The organism is Erythrobacter sp. YT30 (genome assembly GCF_001542875.1).
In the GTDB taxonomy this organism is placed as follows: Bacteria; Pseudomonadota; Alphaproteobacteria; order Sphingomonadales; family Sphingomonadaceae; genus Erythrobacter.
Map to the genome: position 1 here is coordinate 368,614 of NZ_LMAF01000002.1, position 15,656 is coordinate 384,269.

Sequence of the window (15,656 nt, forward strand, 5' to 3'; positions counted from 1 at the left end):
GCCATAATTGCGTTGAAGCGCGCAGGCTGCTTTACGTTAAGGCTGAAAACACCGATGCGGCTTATCAAACACTATTGAGAGCAGAGATGATCCGAACGCTTCATGGACTTCGCGGGGTCGCGGCGCTCTCCGTGCTGTTCGCCCACGCGACCCGGACGCAGTTCGATGCGTCGCTAGGGGTGATGCTGTTTTTTATTCTTAGCGGGTTTCTAATGGCGCGGCTTTACATGGAGAAGCCTGCCACGCTGCGCTCTATCGCCCAGTATGCGATCGCACGACTTGCGCGTATTTATCCGCTGTTCGCTCTCGTGATTATCGGCACCGCGGTGCTAAACTATTTTACAGGGGCGAACATTTTCTGGCTCGATATCGCTCAGGTCAGCGAGCACTTGATGCTTTACGGCTCTGCCTACACGGTTTGGACGATTGCGGTCGAATTCCACTTCTACGGCGCGTTTGTGCTCATGTGGGTCATGCGCGGAAAGGGATGGCTGACTGATACTGCACTCTATGCCGCTGCCGCGATCATGGTGGTGGTATCATTCCTCGTCACCGATGGCTTCGCCAAAATCAGTCTGCTGCGTTACTTCCATGTCTTTCTGATTGGCATGATCGTGGGCGTTATTGCAGCCAGGGCTGGCTCCCGAAGCGTCGCGATTGCAAACTGGCTAATGCCTTGCCTGCTGATTGCCTACTTCATCATACCGTCGTTCATTTCCAACCCAGTGATACCAGGATCGCTTTACGCTGATCCGGTGACGCTTTTGATTTGTGCGGGGCTTGTATGGACTTGCGCCATCGGTGTCGAGAACCGGACATCCCAGATTTTAAGTTCACCATTGCTCTACTGGCTAGGCGAGATTTCCTTTGGCCTCTACCTCCTTCACCGCCATGCAATCTGGTTTGTGAAGTATGAGACCGGCGGGTTTGGAAATGCGGCGTTAAATCTCGCTGCTATTCTCGTGCTGACAGCCATCCTAGCGCAGATCGCATACGTCTGCATCGAACAGCCGGCGCGAAAATATCTGCGCAAATCAGGCGATGCGTTGTTGGAGCGGCACCTTCCAGCTTCAAGCAACGCATAAATGCTGCAGTGCGAGACAAAAGTGCGCTCGCTTGCCTCAATGACTCGCAAAATGGCCAAAGAATCGCGATAATGAGAAGCCATGGTTGCGATTTCGTCCTCGTCTTTTGCCAAAAAGCTGGCTTGGCTGGTGCTCGCACTCGCTGCGCTTGGTGCTGCGGCGGGGGCTGCATGGGCCATGCTGCCGGTAATTCAGGGCGATTATAAAACCGTCTTTTCGGTATCGCTCAATCGCAAAAGCGCAGCGCCCACAAACCGCATTCCCTTGGCCGATATCTCGGCGATGGCCGCTGATTTTGTTGCGGTGGGTGCAGACGCGCCAGAGGGTCTTGGCGATGAACTCACCCCGCAATCCGCATTCGAGCTCAATGCCGCACGACCTTTTGGTGACCGGCCCATCGCGCCTGCATCCAGCTTTGCTTCCGGCCTTTCTGGCGCTGATCTCTACCGCGCCGAAGGCTGCCTAGCGGTTGCAGGACTTTATGAAGCGGGACCATCGCGCGATGATCAGCGTCCCGTCATGCAAGTCGTACTCAACCGGGTGCGCCATCCAGCCTGGCCAAACAGCGTTTGCGGCGTGGTGTTCCAAGGGGCTGCACGCTCGACCGGGTGCCAGTTCAGTTTCACCTGTGACGGATCCATGCAGCGGCGGCAGTATTCCGATCAGCAATACCAGGCGGCAAAAACGCTGGCAGCCATGATGCTGCGCGGCGCAACCGATCCGCGCGTCGGCTGGTCAACGCACTACCACACCGATTGGGTCTATCCGCACTGGAGTGACAATCTCGATAAGACTGCGGCGGTGAAAACCCACGTTTTCTTCCGCTGGCCGGGATATTGGGGCACCAAGGATGCATTCACGTCCAGGCCCGCCGGGAAAGAACCTGCCATCGGGAGCATCGCCGCTTACGATATCTGGCACGATGGCGGCGCAAGCGATGCACAACTGGCCGAAGCAGAAGAAGCTGCCAGTGCACTGGGCACAGCCGACACATTCGAACTCGCCTTTGCCGAAGCGCCTGTCAAAACAGCGCCTCCTGCCCCAGCTTCGAATTGGCAGAAGCCTATCATCAAGCCGATCACCGCCGATATGAAGCCGGGCCGCTGGGCTCTGGATGCCGTTGGGTTATGCGGCAACCGAGCAAGTTGCCGTGTCGTTGGATGGAGCGCAGGTCGCCCGATGCCCAGTCAGTTCGATCCCGAGAGCCTCAAGCGGAACCCGCCTGACATCGTTTACAGTCAGGAACTGCGTAACCGCAAACAGCAGGTCTATTGGGATTGCGGCAAGTGGGCGCAGGCGGGCAGTTCAAAGTGCCTCGGGTCGCCAGCCCGTGCTGCGGAACTGGCGCTTCTCACCCGATAGGGGTCAGGTCGAAAACGCCTGAATATGCGTGTCTTGCAGGCACAATGCGGTCAGCTTGCCCGTCTTATGGGCGCCGGTATCAATCGCGATCCGGTTTTCGTGGACTTCGACATAATCCACTGTGCTGTGTCCATGCACCACGATCTGGCCATGCCAGCGATCTGACTGGGTGAATTCCTCGCCTACCGAAAACAGCGCTTTGCGGCTCTGCTTGGCGATTGAAACTCCCGGTTTTACACCCGCATGGGCGAAAAAGTACGAACCGCTCGAGTAAGATGCATCGAGCGATCGCAGAAACGCGATGTGATCATCTGGGATACCGTCTTCCAACCGATCAGCGAAATCAAACGGGTCTTCGGATAGTTTCGGTGCGCCGATGCCGTAGCTTTTCAATGTCGCCATTCCGCCCATAGCAAGCCACGCCTCCTGAGCTTCGCCTTTGCCATCAAGGCTTTCGAGCAGAAGATGTTCGTGCAGGCCCAACAACGTTGTAGCGCGCGCTTCTTCAGCCAAAGCCTTGGCCAATTCCACGCAATGCGCACCATAGGGACCATGATCGATCAGATTGCCGAGTAAAAGCACCGTCAATTGAGATGGTTTTGGTTCAAGTGTCGGGAAATGATTGATAATCCGCTCAAGAAGCTGGATCATTAGGTCATATCGACCGTGAACGTCTCCGATTGCATAGATGCGTTCCCCCTTGACCGGGCGAGGGTCGCGTGCAGTTAGCTTCGGAAAAGCGTACATAGCGGATTATCATACCAAAAAAGCGCAATTTGTCAGTGTCAAAAATTGAACCCTCAGCACGCGATCAAGCAGCGCTTCGCACCTCCGGTGATGAGCCGGAAATCTCAATCATTATGGCGTGTTACAACGCTGCCGAATATCTGGATGAGGCGGTTCAATCGGCACTCGCCCAGGCCAGCATCTCTCTTGAAGTCCTGGTGATTGATGATCATTCGAGCGATCAGAGCATGCAATTGGCGCAGGAATGGGCGCGCCGCGATCCGCGAGTAAGAGTATTTCAAACCGCACAGAACTCAGGTCCGGGCGGTGCACGCAATGTTGGGATCGAGCATATGCGCGGGCGCTGGTATGCAATGCTCGACTGCGACGATGCGTTTGAACCGGAACGATGTCGGAGATTGGTTGACGCGGCGGAATCGTGGGGCGCCGATATGATAGCTGATGACTTACGCGTGTTTGGTGATGAAATTGAAACATGCCGGCACCTCGGCGATACCTTCCGTCCCCAATCAGACACTATTTCGCTTGAAGCATATTTTGCGGGGACAGTGATGTTCTCATCCGAGCCCAATCTTGGCTTCTTGAAACCCATAATTCGCCGCGACGCACTCAGCTCTGAACGATACCGCACCGATTTGCGTATTGGCGAAGATGATGAGCTTGTCATCCGTCTCCTGCTAGGCGGTGCGCACTATGCTTATTTTCCCAAACCGCTTTATCGATATCGCAAGCACGATGCGTCGATCTCACACCGATTGTCAGCGAAAAACAGCGCCCTGATGGTGCAGTCGGAAAAGGATATTCGCGCAAAGGTTCAGGCGGCTGGCAAGGCTTCGAATGCGTATGATGCGCGTTATGCCTCCATCCTTGATGCTGCAGCGTTTTCGCGCAGCATTGATGCTTTGAAAGCGAAGAGATTCGCAGCGGCTCTTGGCGCTATCATCGAGCGGCCTTCAGCTTTGCGTCATTTTGCAATGCCTATCGCAGCGCGGTGGAGGCGGCTGACGGGCAACGCCTGACAGACGCACATATTGCGCGAGCGCACGCCGATGATTAAGGCCGCTCGCAACAATTGGAGTGAAGCACATGAACAAACGCCATGCCGTGATATGCGCTGCGTCATTGGCCCTGACGGGAAGCCTGGCGGGTTGCGTTGGCGGCACGCCTCCGCTTGCTCTGGATCCGTACGCAACCAATGAATATCGGTTGGAAGCGGCAGATCAGTTGCGGATCACCGTCTTCGGTGAACCCGCTCTATCGCGCAATTACGTCATCACGACGGCTGGAGATATCGCCTTCCCACTGCTCGGTGATGTTCCAGCATCGGGTAAAACCGCGAACGAGTTTTCAGCCTTTCTGACCAGCAAACTTGCCGATGGTTACCTCAATGATCCGAGGGTCAATGTCGAAGTGCTGAATTTCCGCCCGGTCTACGTCCTCGGCGAAGTCGGACGATCAGGCGAGTTCAAATATAAACCTGAACTCACCGCGCTTCAGGCTGTCGCGCTCGCAGGTGGATTCACCTATCGCGCCGATCGCCGACGCGTCTTCATCCGGCGCGCGGGCGATGACAAGGAATTCACTTACGAGCTTGACCAAGGCCGCGCGATTTACCTGCGCCCCGGCGATACGATCCGCGTGGGTGAGCGCTACTTCTAAACGTTCACGTCTTCCAGCGGCGGCTGGCGAACAGGTCGTGCTGAATATCTGCGAGTGTCACCCAGCCAAGTTCGCGCAGGAATGTGAACGGGCGGATGATACTGCCTTCGCTCCAGCGCCACAGCAGCTTTGATCGGTACATGGGGACGGGTTCGGGCAAGAAATTGATGCGGGCCAAATCGATCAGGGCGCGCTCCCGCTTGGCTTTGGAAGCGTCTTCGCCAAACACTGCATCGCCCGCCTTCTTCGCATGCTCCCATAGCCTGCTCATGCCTGATTGCGCAGCGTGTTCATCAAGGACGTCATCGGTCATTTCAGGATCGTTTGCGCGGGCAAACGCGATCTCATGCGCATAGCTCAGCCAAGGTTGGCGCGCTCTGATCGCTTTGCCGAAGCTGTTCGCCGTCAGCATCATCGCATCGCGCTTGTCCAGCATGGGAAGCGAGAAATTACCAAGTTGGCGCGTTACCCGGCGCTCATGAAGCGGATCGAGATGTGTAAGCGCTGGTGTTCCGGGCTGGTGCAGCTTGTGGTGGAGATCGACCGTCGGCCCGGTCGTGTCGACCGGAAGATATGGCGATTCTCCGAGAAAATCGTGCCACCACACATCGCTCTCTGAGATAGGTGCATCATAGCCGATTTTTGTGAGGACTTTAGCAGCGCCCCGATAGTCTCGGCTGCGAACGAGCAAATCGATGTCATGCGTGAAACGTGCATCCCATTTGCCATAGACCTCAAAGGCGCGCGCCGTCCCTTTCACACAGATCACATCAATCCCATGCGTGTGGAAATTCCGGCATAATCTAACAGCGGCCGCGATATGCCCCATGGCCTTTGAAAAGCAATCAGAGCGCATCTGGGCCATGCTTTCCTCAGCTCTGGGTGGCAGCTGAATACCGAGCGACTCGACAGCATGCGACAGCAGCGGAAAGACGTTGTTCTGACGTGCGGTGGCCTCCAAGGCCCGCCATTCCGCGTCCTCCAGACCCGAAAACGTCTGTGAAGCGTTGCAAATCCCCGTTGAAAGGAAAGAAATCAGAGTCTCTTGTGCTTTCGCTGACATTAAAATCGCTTTAGGTTAATAGTTGGGAAAAGGAAACGCTCGGCTGCGAGAAATTTGAGGCGTCATAACCTCTACGCTGCCAATTGTCCCATTTTGGGATTGCCTCGGGTTCTGGAAATATTGCGATTGCGAAATCGTAAAATTTTTGGAAATCGGGACGCTCACAGTGGGTTAACTAATTTTTGGATCGATTCGATCTTCTCGACACGGAGCGCTCTATGAAGAAAGCGTATGAAAAGCCGGCAATTGAAAAGCTGGGTTCGTTTGAAACAATGACACAAGCAGCCAATCCCGGCGGCAGCGACGACATGGGATTTGCACGCACAGGCGGCGGCGACGGCCCGCCGGACATGACCTTTTCATAACAATTCGGGCAGCGGCTGAAAAACTAAAGACAAGGCCGATTACTGCGCGGGAGACCGTGGGTTGCACACATAATCAAACACGAAATTCCGACACGGAGCTGACCAATGAAAAAGACATACGAAAAGCCTGAGTTTAACAAGCTCGGTTCTTTTGAAGCCATGACAAAAGCTGCTGGCACGGGTGACAACCTTGACCAGGCTTTTCCAGATGGCACTCCATTCAGCGATCTGACCTTTTCGTAAGGCGATCAATCAGCTATTAAGAAAACGGCCGCATTTTGCGGCCGTTTTTGATGGTGGGCCCAAAATGTCCGCTGCTGATCTGAAGGTGTATTGACCACACTATGACAATCGACGAAAAACAAGGATTCGTCCGATCCGACCATGTGGTGGTGTGCGAGATAAAGGATGGCGGGGCGCTGCTTGACCTTGAAACCAGCACCTATTTCCAGCTCAACGGCACCGCCAATTTTATCTGGGAGCAACTGGCCGACGGTCCGATGAGCGGATCGCAGATTGCCGGTAAACTGTCTCAGACATACGATGTTGACGATGAAACCGCCCTTGCCGACGTCCTTTTCATGCTAGACCAGTTTTCCACTGCAGGGCTCATCATCGCGCGAGGATAAATGAAGCTGCGGCGATACTGGATATTGGGCAGGCGCCACTTCTTCTTGCTGTGCCGGGCATTGTGCGTCGTCATCTATTTTCGGATCGCTTTGTGCTTCGTCAAATACAAGCGCCTTTCTCGATCAATCAGCGTTGCGTCAGAAGGCGACATCCCGTCAGAGCCATCGGCTGGGGCGATTGCCTGGGCGGTCAAGAACACATCCCGCATTGTTCCTTTTGCAACTTGCCTCACACAGGCGCTTGCATTGCAGCATATGCTTGGGAAGCGCGGCGAGGAAGCGGTCATCCGCATTGGCGTCAGGACTAATGGTGCGGGCCGGATCATGGCGCATGCCTGGGTCATTTTTCAGGGCGCAATCCTGATCGGGGGGCCGCAATCGAATATTGATCGCTACACCGTGATGACTGATCTGAAACCCGGCTGATGCCCGGACACCAGATGACAGCATCGCTTGAATGGACATTCTCGGTAAACCGGAGGGAAGGCAAGGCGGTCTGCCATCACAGCAGTTCTCTTGCCGAAGCCACCGGCGCATTCAGCCACATTGATCCAAACACGGGACTTTGCGTTGCGGGGATGTGGCGCGCGGACAATGCGGAAGATCTGCGTGCGAAGTTGGACACGGGCGAGAGCTCAGAAACCGCGCCAATCATCAAGGCCGCATGGAATAAGTGGGGCTTGCAACTGGCCACACATCTTCGCGGACCATTCGCGATTGCGGTGTTCGATCCCAAGACTCACCAGACATACTTGGCGCGTGACGCTTTGGGAGTGGAGCCGCTCTTCCTAGCGCGCGAGGCATCCACGATTTCCGCGGCATCCTGTCCCCGCGCGGCGCGGCGGGGGGCACAGCTATCCTCGATCCCCGATCTTCAGATGGTCGCCGATTTCGTACGCGGAGAGATCACGAGCAATAGTGGCACGTTCCACCAAGGGCTGACGCGATTGCCGCCCGGCCACTGGATGGTGATATGCCCCGATGAAGAAAGATGCGAGCGCTACTGGTCTCTCGAGGCGATTGCCCCCACTGAACCTTCAAGTGATGCAGTAAGCCATTTCCGAGAACTTCTGGCGAAAGAAACCCGATTGAGCGGCGGATTGGATGACGAACTCGCCGTGCTTCTCAGTGGCGGTCTCGATTCCTCGGCTGTTGCCGCACTGGTCGCTAATATGCGCAAGCGGGCCCAAGACATCACTACACTCTCGCTCACCTACGAAGGCAACCCGGACTGGGTCGACCGCCCGCACATCGACGCAATGCGCCAAACGCTCGCAATGGAACATCGCAGCCTGCCAAGCGGCGCACGCGATCCTTTTGCAGACATGGACGATCTGCTCACCGCATTGGATGGGCCATGCTTTGGTTACGGCGTTTCGGTCAGCACATCGCTGTTCGAATACGCAAAGGGCCATAACCTCAAAACCGTACTCCACGGACATGGAGGGGATGAGATTGTCTCCTATGGTATCGGCCGATTGAACGAGCTGGCCGCTGCGGGTCAATGGCTCACCCTGTGGCGCGAGACAGCCGGGGCCTCTGCTCTTACCCTGCAGCCAAGGTGGAAAATGTTCGAACGATATCTGGTGCACCGGTCGGAATGGCGCTGGCTGAAATCAAAGATCAAACGCGAGAAATCTGCCGTTCAAGAGGGTACTGACATACCGGCCGCCGGCATGCCGCCTCCTTGCCCACCTGAAGACGACGACCCGCGCCCAATCCAGGCACGTCCCGAACATACTGAGCGAGATGTTCACATCGCAGCACTCTCCAATCCGCTTCAACCCCATGCACTCGAAACCATAATGCTCACCGGTCGCTTTCATGGTCTCAAGATCGGCATGCCGTTCATGTCGCGCGACTTGGCGGAATTCAGCGTGTCCCTCCCTTCCCACTGGAAATTGCGCAATGGCTTTACGCGCTATATCCTTCGCGAAGCAATCCGGCCGCTTGTCCCCGCATCAGTAGCGAACCGGCGTGACAAGAATGATTTTTCGCAGGATTTCGTCAACGGATTTTGCGCGAGCTCTTTTGCCCGTAAATGGGCTGATCCCGATAATCCGGTTCTGACCCAATACGTTAGTCGGCAATGGCTCACGGAAAACTGGGCCAAAGTGGAGCGGGAAGGCGCAAACATTTCCATTGCTACCGCTCGCGGGCTATGGCGCGCGGCGGTTCTGGGACGCTGGCTGGCAATGGATAGGGATGCTGGTATTCTGGCCGAAACGCAGGGGTAACTTCAGACCGTATGACCGCATCAAGCGCCCATTATTACGAAGCCTTCGGGCTGCTGATCGAAAGCGATTTCCCACTGCACGAATTGCGCACCGGTAAAGCTACACGAGAACCAGATCTCAGCATTCGCAATAACCCGATTGGCCGCCCTATGCCTACGCGCACAGACGGCGTTGTGATGGATTACTCCGATCCCGATGGCGTGGTGATGGCTTGGCCGGATGTCGCGGGCTTTCGATTTGCCGACGAGCGGACGATCTGGGCGGAAAAGCCGGAGGCTACGACCGATCGCATGCTGGCCTTTCCACTGCTCGGCCCCGTCATGGCCTGGGCCTTGAACAGCCTCGGTCTGTTCGTGTTGCATGCGAGCGCTGTCCAGGTGAACGGTCGCACAATTGCCTTTCTGGGTGATAAGCTTGCGGGCAAGTCGACCACCGCTGCGGCATTCATCCGGGCAGGTCATGCGCTTGTGACCGATGATCTGCTGGCGATTTCGATGGAGAACAGGGAACGGCCGATGTGCCTTCCAGCTTTCCCGCAAGTCAAACTCGAAGACAAAGCCGCCGAGCAGGTCAGGATTGCAAGCGCAGATGCGCAGCCGCTGGTGATGGAGGGCTTCCCAAAGCGGCAGCATAAGCTTGAAAGCATGGCCACAGCACCGACCACCATAGATTGCCTTGTGCGATTGGAGCGCGGCAGCGATGCACCTTCGTTCGAACCCTTGCCAGTTCCCGGCGCGATCGAATGTCTCGCTCGCTATAGCTACATGCCGCGCTTTGCAGATGCGCCTTGGACAAAACAAGACGACCATCGGCATTTCAGCCAATGCGTTGGTCTCGTCGATGCGGCGAAGGTGGGCCGCCTACAGGTGCCTGCCGATCTTTTGCGACTTGATGAAACAGTCGAATATGTATCCGAAATGCTGGACGGCTTGCCCGGATGATTGCTCGCTCGGTCCAGTTCCTGCGCTACATGATGCACCTCACCGAAGGTCGTCTGGCATTCGCAATTGGGCTCAATTTTCTCTCCAGCCTGACAGAAGGCATTTCGCTATTTCTGCTAATCCCGCTGGTGGCGCTGATAGATGCAAGCGATGCGGCGGGGTTTGAAGCGATCCCCGTGGTCGGCCCTATGCTAGCCGAGATCAATCCTACGTTGGAAATGCTGCTCGGCGGCTTTCTGGTGCTTATCATCGTGCAGGCCGTGCTGGTGCGCGTGAAGAGCATGTACCTTGCCAGCATCATGCAGCGAGCGATTGACAATATGCGGGTGCGTTTCTTCGCGAGCGTTGGCGCGGCGCGTTGGGATGTAGTGCAGCAATCTCGCGTTTCGGACCTTCAGAACGTGCTCGTGCAAGAAGCGGGCCGCGCCCATGTCGCAGCAACCAACCTGACGACCCTGCTGCAATCCTTCATATTGGCCGCGACATACTTCCTGCTGGCGACACTTGTTTCATGGCAGATGGCGCTATTTGCCGCTTTGGCAGGCGTCGTCATGCTGGCTGTGTTGTTTCCGCTAAGACGCAAGGCCACCCAATACGGGCAAGAGCTTAGTGAGCTTTATCGCGGCGAAAACCAGACACTGCTCGATTTTTTGACCGGTATTCGCGTCGCCAAAAGCTTTGTCGCTGAACCCCGCTACGCAGATGCATTTGGAACCCGGGTCATGAAGCTGCGCGAAGGGCTTCTTGGTGTGCAAGGCCTCAATGCGACGAGCTCAATGGCGTTTCAGATCCTCAGCGCTATCGCCGCTGTCATCTTCATTTGGGTGGCGGTTGTGTGGGTTGAGTTGGAGCTCGCCTCGCTCATTATTCTGATCCTTATTTTCCTGCGCCTTGCGCCGCGTTTCGGGACAATCCAGAACTCAATGCAGGCGCTTCTTGGCAATATGGCAGCCTACGAAAATATCCGCGCGCAGATCGACTATTTTGAAGGATCTGCTGAGCCGAAGGGCAGTGCAGGCGCCAAGGCACCAACCTTCGCAGATGCCATTCGCTTTGAAGGTGTCTCGCTCACTTACCCCAATTCGAGTGCCCCAGCAGTCAGCGAAATTGATCTCGAGATTGCGAAGGGAAGATTCACTGCGATCATTGGTCCATCAGGAAGCGGGAAAAGCACGATTGCCGATATGCTGATGGGCTTGCTCCGTCCGTCAGAAGGCAGGATCACTGTCGATGACACTCCCATCACAGAGGAAATCCGGCGCTTGTGGCGCGGCTCTGTCGCGTTCGTACCGCAAGAGGCTTTCCTCCTAAACGACACCATTCGTACCAACCTCGCCATCGCCCAACCCGATGCGAGCGATGAAGCGATGTGGGACGCCATTCGCCGCTCCAAAGCGGAAGAGTTTGTGCGCCAAACACCGAGCGGGCTCGATACAATCGTGGGCGAGCGCGGCACCAAATTATCGGGTGGAGAGCGCCAACGCATTGCCCTTGCAAGAGCGCTGCTCCGCAATCCTTCGCTGCTGATCCTTGATGAAGCAACGAGCGCGCTCGATTGGGAAAACCAGAAAGCCATCGCCGCTGATATCGAGGCGATGCGCGGTGATATAACCATCGTCACCATAGCCCACCGGCCATCCATGATCCGCTTTGCCGACGATGTCATCGCGATTGAAGCGGGTAAGGTGGTGGAGCGAGGTGCATTTGCCGATCTCGCCAAGCGCCCTGGTTCAAGACTGCGCGATATGCTCGAAGGTGAGAATTCGGGCGATACGGTATGAATGCGGCCCAGTCCGGTCGCCCGGTCATCACCATCATAAGCAAACAGCGCGTGGCTGGCGCCTTGAACGGCTCATCAGCGTATCTGATCGCAATTGCCAATTCACTTGCGGAAGTGGGCTTTGACGTCGAACTGATCCAGCCTTCGCCTGCTATAGCCGGACGCTCTCCATACGTACGAATGCGTCCGGAAATGAGAGTCTTTACCCGGCACTTGGTTCGGGGAGCTTCTCAAGTAGGTAACTACCTTGTCTTTGCTGATCCATCAGTGCTTTGGGGTGCAGTGAGAGGCATCGCAGCGCGGCTTTCAAAGAGACTACCTGTTGCCGCCCTGCACGTTGAGGATAAACCAGCGCCTTACGCCATCGCCACCAAGTGGCTTGATGAGGATCGCGCATTCCTGCGCGCCAATATCTCACCCGACACGCGCGCAATAATCGCAGATTATATGTTCTGCGCCGAAGGGTTCTGTGAAGGACCCGGCGGGCTTCCGACCGCGATTGTGATGCACGACCTGTTCCACGCCCGTGCAGGTGGGGACAAAGACTCAGTGGCGCTTGTCACCCGCGAAGAAGAGATCGCTGCCCTTTCAAAAGCGGACAGTGTGTTCGCAATTCAGCAGAATGAGGAGGCGTTTCTTAAAAACCACGTTCCTGCCACAAATCCCATCCTCGTACCCATGCCCGCCTTCCCTGTGGACGCCCCGCAGCCCGGCATAAAAGACAAATTGCTCTTTATCGGGAGCAACACCGCGCCCAATGTGGAAGGGTTGAAGGACTTCCTCCTGCAAACGTGGCCGCTAATCCTCGCGCGCCGCCCCAATGCGAAGCTTGACGTCGCAGGCACCATGAACCGCGCCTTCCCCAACCCCGATTATCGCGGCGTGCGTTTTCTTGGAATCGTGGACGATCTTGCACCGCTATACCGCGATGCCGGGGTCGTGATATCGCCGCTGACGTTCGGTTCAGGCCTCAAGATCAAGCTTGTCGAAGCGATGGCTCAAGGCAAAGCCATGGTGGTCTCACCCATAACGCTCCAAGGCGTGGAGGATGTATGCGGTCCCGGCGTAAAGCTTGCTGAAACACCGCAATCGACCGCGAACGCCATTTGCGATTTGATGGATGATGAAACTGCTCGCACCGATCTAGCAAGCCGCGCGCTTGCCATCGCGAGAGACCACTTCTCTGCGCAAGCCGTCCACGCCGATTTGCGCGCGTGGGCGCAGAACCTTCTCTAATTGCAGGGCTGACGCTGTTCAAAGCTGGGCGAATAGCTCGCGCATTCAATCACCATCATTGACGGCAATTGAGCCGGATCGAACGGTCCCACCCAGTCGGTAAGCGTTCGCGACCCCCAAAGCGACATCATCAATTTCTGGGTGTTGATGGGGAGCGGCAAAGTCTCGCCGCGCGCCTCATGCGCCAGTTCACCATCGACATACCAGCGGATATAGTCGGGCTGCCAGTCAAAGCCGTAGGAGTGCGTTTCCTTCGTCGCGTCGTAATCGAGCTTGTGGATGTGCTCTATCTTTTCGCTGTTGCGGAAATAGGTGAACATCACTTCACGCGGCTTTGCGCCAAGGATTTCGACATCGATCTCATCCCATTCCTTGCCGAAGGCCGGACCCGTGTAGGTAAAAAACCCGCTGACTGTGCCCGATGCAGGCGCAGCGCGCATGCGCACTTCGAAATAGCCGTGGCCGTAATTTTTGTCGCTTTGCACTTCAGCGCCGACAAAATTCGCGAGGTTTGTCTTTCGCTGCTCAAGCATCATTTTGAGCGATCCATCAAAACGCACTTGCGACCGGCGCCAGTCATTGACTGTCCATTTGCCGTTGCGCCAGCCATGCGAAACGTTCCATCGCGGCTTGTCCAAATTATCGAAAGTATCGACAAACGGCTCACCCCCGCCAACCAGGCGGGGAGGTGATTTGATTTTTGAAGAGCTAACATCGCTCGGCTGAGAATGGGATTTGAACACCAATGGAAGCCCGGCGAGTGATACGCCAAGCACGATGATAAGAGGTATCAGAACCCGTCGAATCTCCATGATTGCCGAGCTATCAGCAAGTCCGCCTCTTCCTCAACACGCAATCGAGGGAACTCCAGCCAAAGCGGGTTAACGCTGCGATAGCTGCCCTGATCAGGCCGCGCGCGGTTCGCCAGCTCTTTCGCCGGCAGGAAAGCCACCCGCCCGAATTAGCATGGCCGGGACGCGGCCCGGTAGCTTATCAGCGAGCCATTGGCCCGCCGTTATCGCGGCATCGAGGTCGAGCCCCGTCTCAAACCCGCCGCGATCCAGCATATAGAGCAAGTCTTCCAGAGGAATATTGCCCGTCGCCGCAGGTGCAAAAGGGCAGCCTCCAATTCCTCCAAAGCTCGCATCAATAGTTGTGACACCCGACTCTATAGCGGCGAAGGCATTGGCGATGCCGGTATTGCGCGTGTTGTGGAAGTGAGCGCGGAGAGGGATCTCACCAGTCACATCGCGGACCTTTCCGAACAATTCGCGCACTGACCATGGATCACCCACTCCGATCGTATCGGCGAGAGAGATTTCATCCGCACCAGCTTCTGCGGCCATCTTGGCAAGCTCCAACACGTTGTCATGCGGCACTTCGCCTTCAAATGGGCACCCCCATGACGCAGCTATAGTGACAGAGGCTCGTTTCCCATTCTCTTTGGCGAGAGCGACAATCTCGGCAGCGCTTTCGCCGGAGCCAATTCGGGTCTGCCCCTGGTTCTTCATCGCAAAAGTCTCCGACGCGACGCAGACAGCACCAAATTCATCAAGATCAGCTGCCAGTGCTCGCTCCGCTCCGCGCAGATTAAGCACTAGGCCGATATATTCGACACCCTCGCGGCGAGGCATCTGTTCGCACAGCGCATCGGCATCCGCCATTTGCGGCACGCGCTTGGGATTGACGAAGCTTGTTACCTCGACCCGCGTGACGCCTGCCGCCAGCCCGAGATCAATGAGCTCCAGCTTCTCCTCAGTTGAAAACACGCGCTGCTCGTTCTGAAGCCCATCGCGGGGGCTTACATCGACGATGGTGATATCGGGTTTGTTGGAGGAGATCATGATATCAGTCCTGCTTTGAAAAATAGCTGTTCGCAGCGGCGCGGATATGAACTTGCATGATCGAATCCGCCAGCTGCGCATCCCGGTTGCGAAGGGCTTCGATCAGCTCGCGGTGGTGCTCATTGCTGCGGCGCAGATCGGCTCTCGAATAATGATCAGCCGTCCTTGAAACGATGGCCGGCGCGATGAGATTGCCCAGAGTGGCACTTAATCGGGGGCTGTCGGCTGCCTCCAGAATAGCGCGGTGGAAGGCGGTGTTGTCAGCGAGAAACTGTGCAACGTCGGGTTCGGGTTCGGCGTTCACAGCCATGTCGATCCGCTCGACACACTGTTCCAGGTGGGCAAGGCATGCCTCATCTCGGCGCGAAGCCGCGCGCGCCGCTGCCATACCTTCCAGCAAAGCGCGCATGTGGAACAAGTCTTCGATATCCTGCCGTTTCCAAACGGCCACCTGCGCGCCCTGATTAGGCCGGATCACGACGAAGTATTCTGCAGCCAGACGGCGCAAGGCATCGCGCACAGGCGTTCGGCTGACCCCGCAAAGACGTGACAATTCTTCCTCGCTCAGCCGATCTCCAGGTTTGTACTGTCCGCCAAGGATCAGCCCGCCTATGGTGTCATACGCACGATCTGCGGCTTTGGAGAGCGTGGGCTTTCCATTGTCATCGTTTGCGGGGGAATGCCGGGTTGCCATCGTCTCATGCTGCG

General features: G+C 56.5%; 17 protein-coding genes. 12 read left to right on the top strand and 5 right to left on the bottom strand.

Annotated elements, in window-relative coordinates; genetic code table 11:
- Positions 1 to 86: 86 nt before the first annotated feature.
- Together AUC45_RS06420 and AUC45_RS06425 are read left to right on the top strand one after the other, a co-directional pair.
- Positions 87 to 1,085 carry an acyltransferase gene (locus AUC45_RS06420; RefSeq protein WP_067600023.1) on the top strand — a complete coding sequence of 333 codons (999 nt, stop codon included), beginning with the start codon at positions 87 to 89 and terminating at the stop codon, positions 1,083 to 1,085.
- 81 nt (positions 1,086 to 1,166) lie between these two features.
- Positions 1,167 to 2,447 carry a cell wall hydrolase gene (locus tag AUC45_RS06425; RefSeq protein ID WP_067600026.1) on the top strand — a complete coding sequence of 427 codons (1,281 nt, stop codon included), beginning with the start codon at positions 1,167 to 1,169 and terminating at the stop codon, positions 2,445 to 2,447.
- Between the two features lie 3 nt (positions 2,448 to 2,450).
- Here AUC45_RS06425 and AUC45_RS06430 read toward each other — a convergent pair whose 3' ends face one another.
- Positions 2,451 to 3,194, bottom strand: a complete 744-nt coding sequence (locus AUC45_RS06430) for a metallophosphoesterase (protein ID WP_067600029.1) — start codon at positions 3,192 to 3,194, stop codon at positions 2,451 to 2,453.
- 35 nt (positions 3,195 to 3,229) lie between these two features.
- Between AUC45_RS06430 and AUC45_RS06435 the strand changes: the two genes are divergently transcribed.
- Positions 3,230 to 4,213, top strand: coding sequence for a glycosyltransferase family 2 protein (locus tag AUC45_RS06435; protein WP_067600032.1), 984 nt, complete (start codon positions 3,230 to 3,232; stop codon positions 4,211 to 4,213).
- Positions 4,214 to 4,280: 67 nt separating this feature from the next.
- Positions 4,281 to 4,853, top strand: a complete 573-nt coding sequence (locus AUC45_RS06440) for a polysaccharide biosynthesis/export family protein (RefSeq protein WP_067600033.1) — start codon at positions 4,281 to 4,283, stop codon at positions 4,851 to 4,853.
- A gap of 4 nt (positions 4,854 to 4,857) precedes the next feature.
- On the opposite strand, the gene AUC45_RS06445 is transcribed toward AUC45_RS06440, so the two are convergent.
- Complete coding sequence (locus AUC45_RS06445; protein WP_067600036.1) at positions 4,858 to 5,916, bottom strand: nucleotidyltransferase family protein; 1,059 nt, start codon at positions 5,914 to 5,916, stop codon at positions 4,858 to 4,860.
- A gap of 218 nt (positions 5,917 to 6,134) precedes the next feature.
- On the opposite strand from AUC45_RS06445, the gene AUC45_RS06450 reads away from it, so the two are divergent.
- From AUC45_RS06450 to AUC45_RS06480, 8 genes are all read left to right on the top strand, one after another.
- Positions 6,135 to 6,281, top strand: a complete 147-nt coding sequence (locus AUC45_RS06450; protein WP_156423777.1) for a lasso RiPP family leader peptide-containing protein — start codon at positions 6,135 to 6,137, stop codon at positions 6,279 to 6,281.
- A gap of 105 nt (positions 6,282 to 6,386) precedes the next feature.
- A complete protein-coding gene (locus AUC45_RS15710) occupies positions 6,387 to 6,524 on the top strand; it encodes a putative RiPP precursor (protein ID WP_156423778.1) in 138 nt (45 codons plus the stop codon).
- 101 nt (positions 6,525 to 6,625) lie between these two features.
- Positions 6,626 to 6,910 (top strand): PqqD family protein, encoded by a 285-nt coding sequence (locus tag AUC45_RS06455; protein ID WP_067600042.1) that lies wholly within the window; start codon positions 6,626 to 6,628, stop codon positions 6,908 to 6,910.
- Complete coding sequence (locus AUC45_RS06460) at positions 6,911 to 7,336, top strand: lasso peptide biosynthesis B2 protein (protein WP_067600045.1); 426 nt, start codon at positions 6,911 to 6,913, stop codon at positions 7,334 to 7,336.
- Between the two features lie 14 nt (positions 7,337 to 7,350).
- Entirely contained in the window at positions 7,351 to 9,147 is a 1,797-nt protein-coding gene (locus tag AUC45_RS06465) for an asparagine synthetase B (RefSeq protein ID WP_197409522.1), read from the top strand.
- Positions 9,148 to 9,158: 11 nt separating this feature from the next.
- Positions 9,159 to 10,088, top strand: coding sequence for a hypothetical protein (locus tag AUC45_RS06470; protein ID WP_067600050.1), 930 nt, complete (start codon positions 9,159 to 9,161; stop codon positions 10,086 to 10,088).
- Positions 10,085 to 11,869 (top strand): ABC transporter ATP-binding protein, encoded by a 1,785-nt coding sequence (locus AUC45_RS06475; protein WP_067600054.1) that lies wholly within the window; start codon positions 10,085 to 10,087, stop codon positions 11,867 to 11,869. Before AUC45_RS06470 ends, AUC45_RS06475 begins: the two co-directional genes overlap by 4 nt.
- Complete coding sequence (locus AUC45_RS06480) at positions 11,866 to 13,104, top strand: glycosyltransferase family 4 protein (protein WP_067600057.1); 1,239 nt, start codon at positions 11,866 to 11,868, stop codon at positions 13,102 to 13,104. Before AUC45_RS06475 ends, AUC45_RS06480 begins: the two co-directional genes overlap by 4 nt.
- Here AUC45_RS06480 and AUC45_RS06485 read toward each other — a convergent pair.
- The 3 genes from AUC45_RS06485 to AUC45_RS06495 form a co-directional block, all read right to left on the bottom strand.
- A complete protein-coding gene (locus AUC45_RS06485; protein ID WP_067600060.1) occupies positions 13,101 to 13,916 on the bottom strand; it encodes a family 16 glycosylhydrolase in 816 nt (271 codons plus the stop codon). The genes AUC45_RS06480 and AUC45_RS06485 overlap by 4 nt on opposite strands.
- A gap of 93 nt (positions 13,917 to 14,009) precedes the next feature.
- Positions 14,010 to 14,948, bottom strand: coding sequence for a hydroxymethylglutaryl-CoA lyase (locus tag AUC45_RS06490; protein WP_067600063.1), 939 nt, complete (start codon positions 14,946 to 14,948; stop codon positions 14,010 to 14,012).
- Positions 14,949 to 14,952: 4 nt separating this feature from the next.
- Positions 14,953 to 15,642 (bottom strand): GntR family transcriptional regulator, encoded by a 690-nt coding sequence (locus AUC45_RS06495; protein ID WP_067600066.1) that lies wholly within the window; start codon positions 15,640 to 15,642, stop codon positions 14,953 to 14,955.
- Positions 15,643 to 15,656: the final 14 nt, after the last annotated feature.

What these genes read in the sequence shown, in the direction of transcription:
- AUC45_RS15710 (WP_156423778.1), top strand. Translation starts at nt 6,387, where the DNA reads ATGAAAAAGACATACGAAAAGCCTGAGTTTAACAAGCTCGGTTCTTTT.
- AUC45_RS06470 (WP_067600050.1), top strand. Translation starts at nt 9,159, where the DNA reads ATGACCGCATCAAGCGCCCATTATTACGAAGCCTTCGGGCTGCTGATC.
- AUC45_RS06420 (WP_067600023.1), top strand. Translation starts at nt 87, where the DNA reads ATGATCCGAACGCTTCATGGACTTCGCGGGGTCGCGGCGCTCTCCGTG.
- AUC45_RS06450 (WP_156423777.1), top strand. Translation starts at nt 6,135, where the DNA reads ATGAAGAAAGCGTATGAAAAGCCGGCAATTGAAAAGCTGGGTTCGTTT.
- AUC45_RS06465 (WP_197409522.1), top strand. Translation starts at nt 7,351, where the DNA reads ATGACAGCATCGCTTGAATGGACATTCTCGGTAAACCGGAGGGAAGGC.
- AUC45_RS06475 (WP_067600054.1), top strand. Translation starts at nt 10,085, where the DNA reads ATGATTGCTCGCTCGGTCCAGTTCCTGCGCTACATGATGCACCTCACC.
- AUC45_RS06480 (WP_067600057.1), top strand. Translation starts at nt 11,866, where the DNA reads ATGAATGCGGCCCAGTCCGGTCGCCCGGTCATCACCATCATAAGCAAA.
- AUC45_RS06495 (WP_067600066.1), bottom strand. Translation starts at nt 15,642, where the DNA reads ATGGCAACCCGGCATTCCCCCGCAAACGATGACAATGGAAAGCCCACG.
- AUC45_RS06485 (WP_067600060.1), bottom strand. Translation starts at nt 13,916, where the DNA reads ATGGAGATTCGACGGGTTCTGATACCTCTTATCATCGTGCTTGGCGTA.
- AUC45_RS06490 (WP_067600063.1), bottom strand. Translation starts at nt 14,948, where the DNA reads ATGATCTCCTCCAACAAACCCGATATCACCATCGTCGATGTAAGCCCC.
- AUC45_RS06430 (WP_067600029.1), bottom strand. Translation starts at nt 3,194, where the DNA reads ATGTACGCTTTTCCGAAGCTAACTGCACGCGACCCTCGCCCGGTCAAG.
- AUC45_RS06440 (WP_067600033.1), top strand. Translation starts at nt 4,281, where the DNA reads ATGAACAAACGCCATGCCGTGATATGCGCTGCGTCATTGGCCCTGACG.
- AUC45_RS06445 (WP_067600036.1), bottom strand. Translation starts at nt 5,916, where the DNA reads ATGTCAGCGAAAGCACAAGAGACTCTGATTTCTTTCCTTTCAACGGGG.
- AUC45_RS06455 (WP_067600042.1), top strand. Translation starts at nt 6,626, where the DNA reads ATGACAATCGACGAAAAACAAGGATTCGTCCGATCCGACCATGTGGTG.
- AUC45_RS06460 (WP_067600045.1), top strand. Translation starts at nt 6,911, where the DNA reads ATGAAGCTGCGGCGATACTGGATATTGGGCAGGCGCCACTTCTTCTTG.
- AUC45_RS06425 (WP_067600026.1), top strand. Translation starts at nt 1,167, where the DNA reads ATGGTTGCGATTTCGTCCTCGTCTTTTGCCAAAAAGCTGGCTTGGCTG.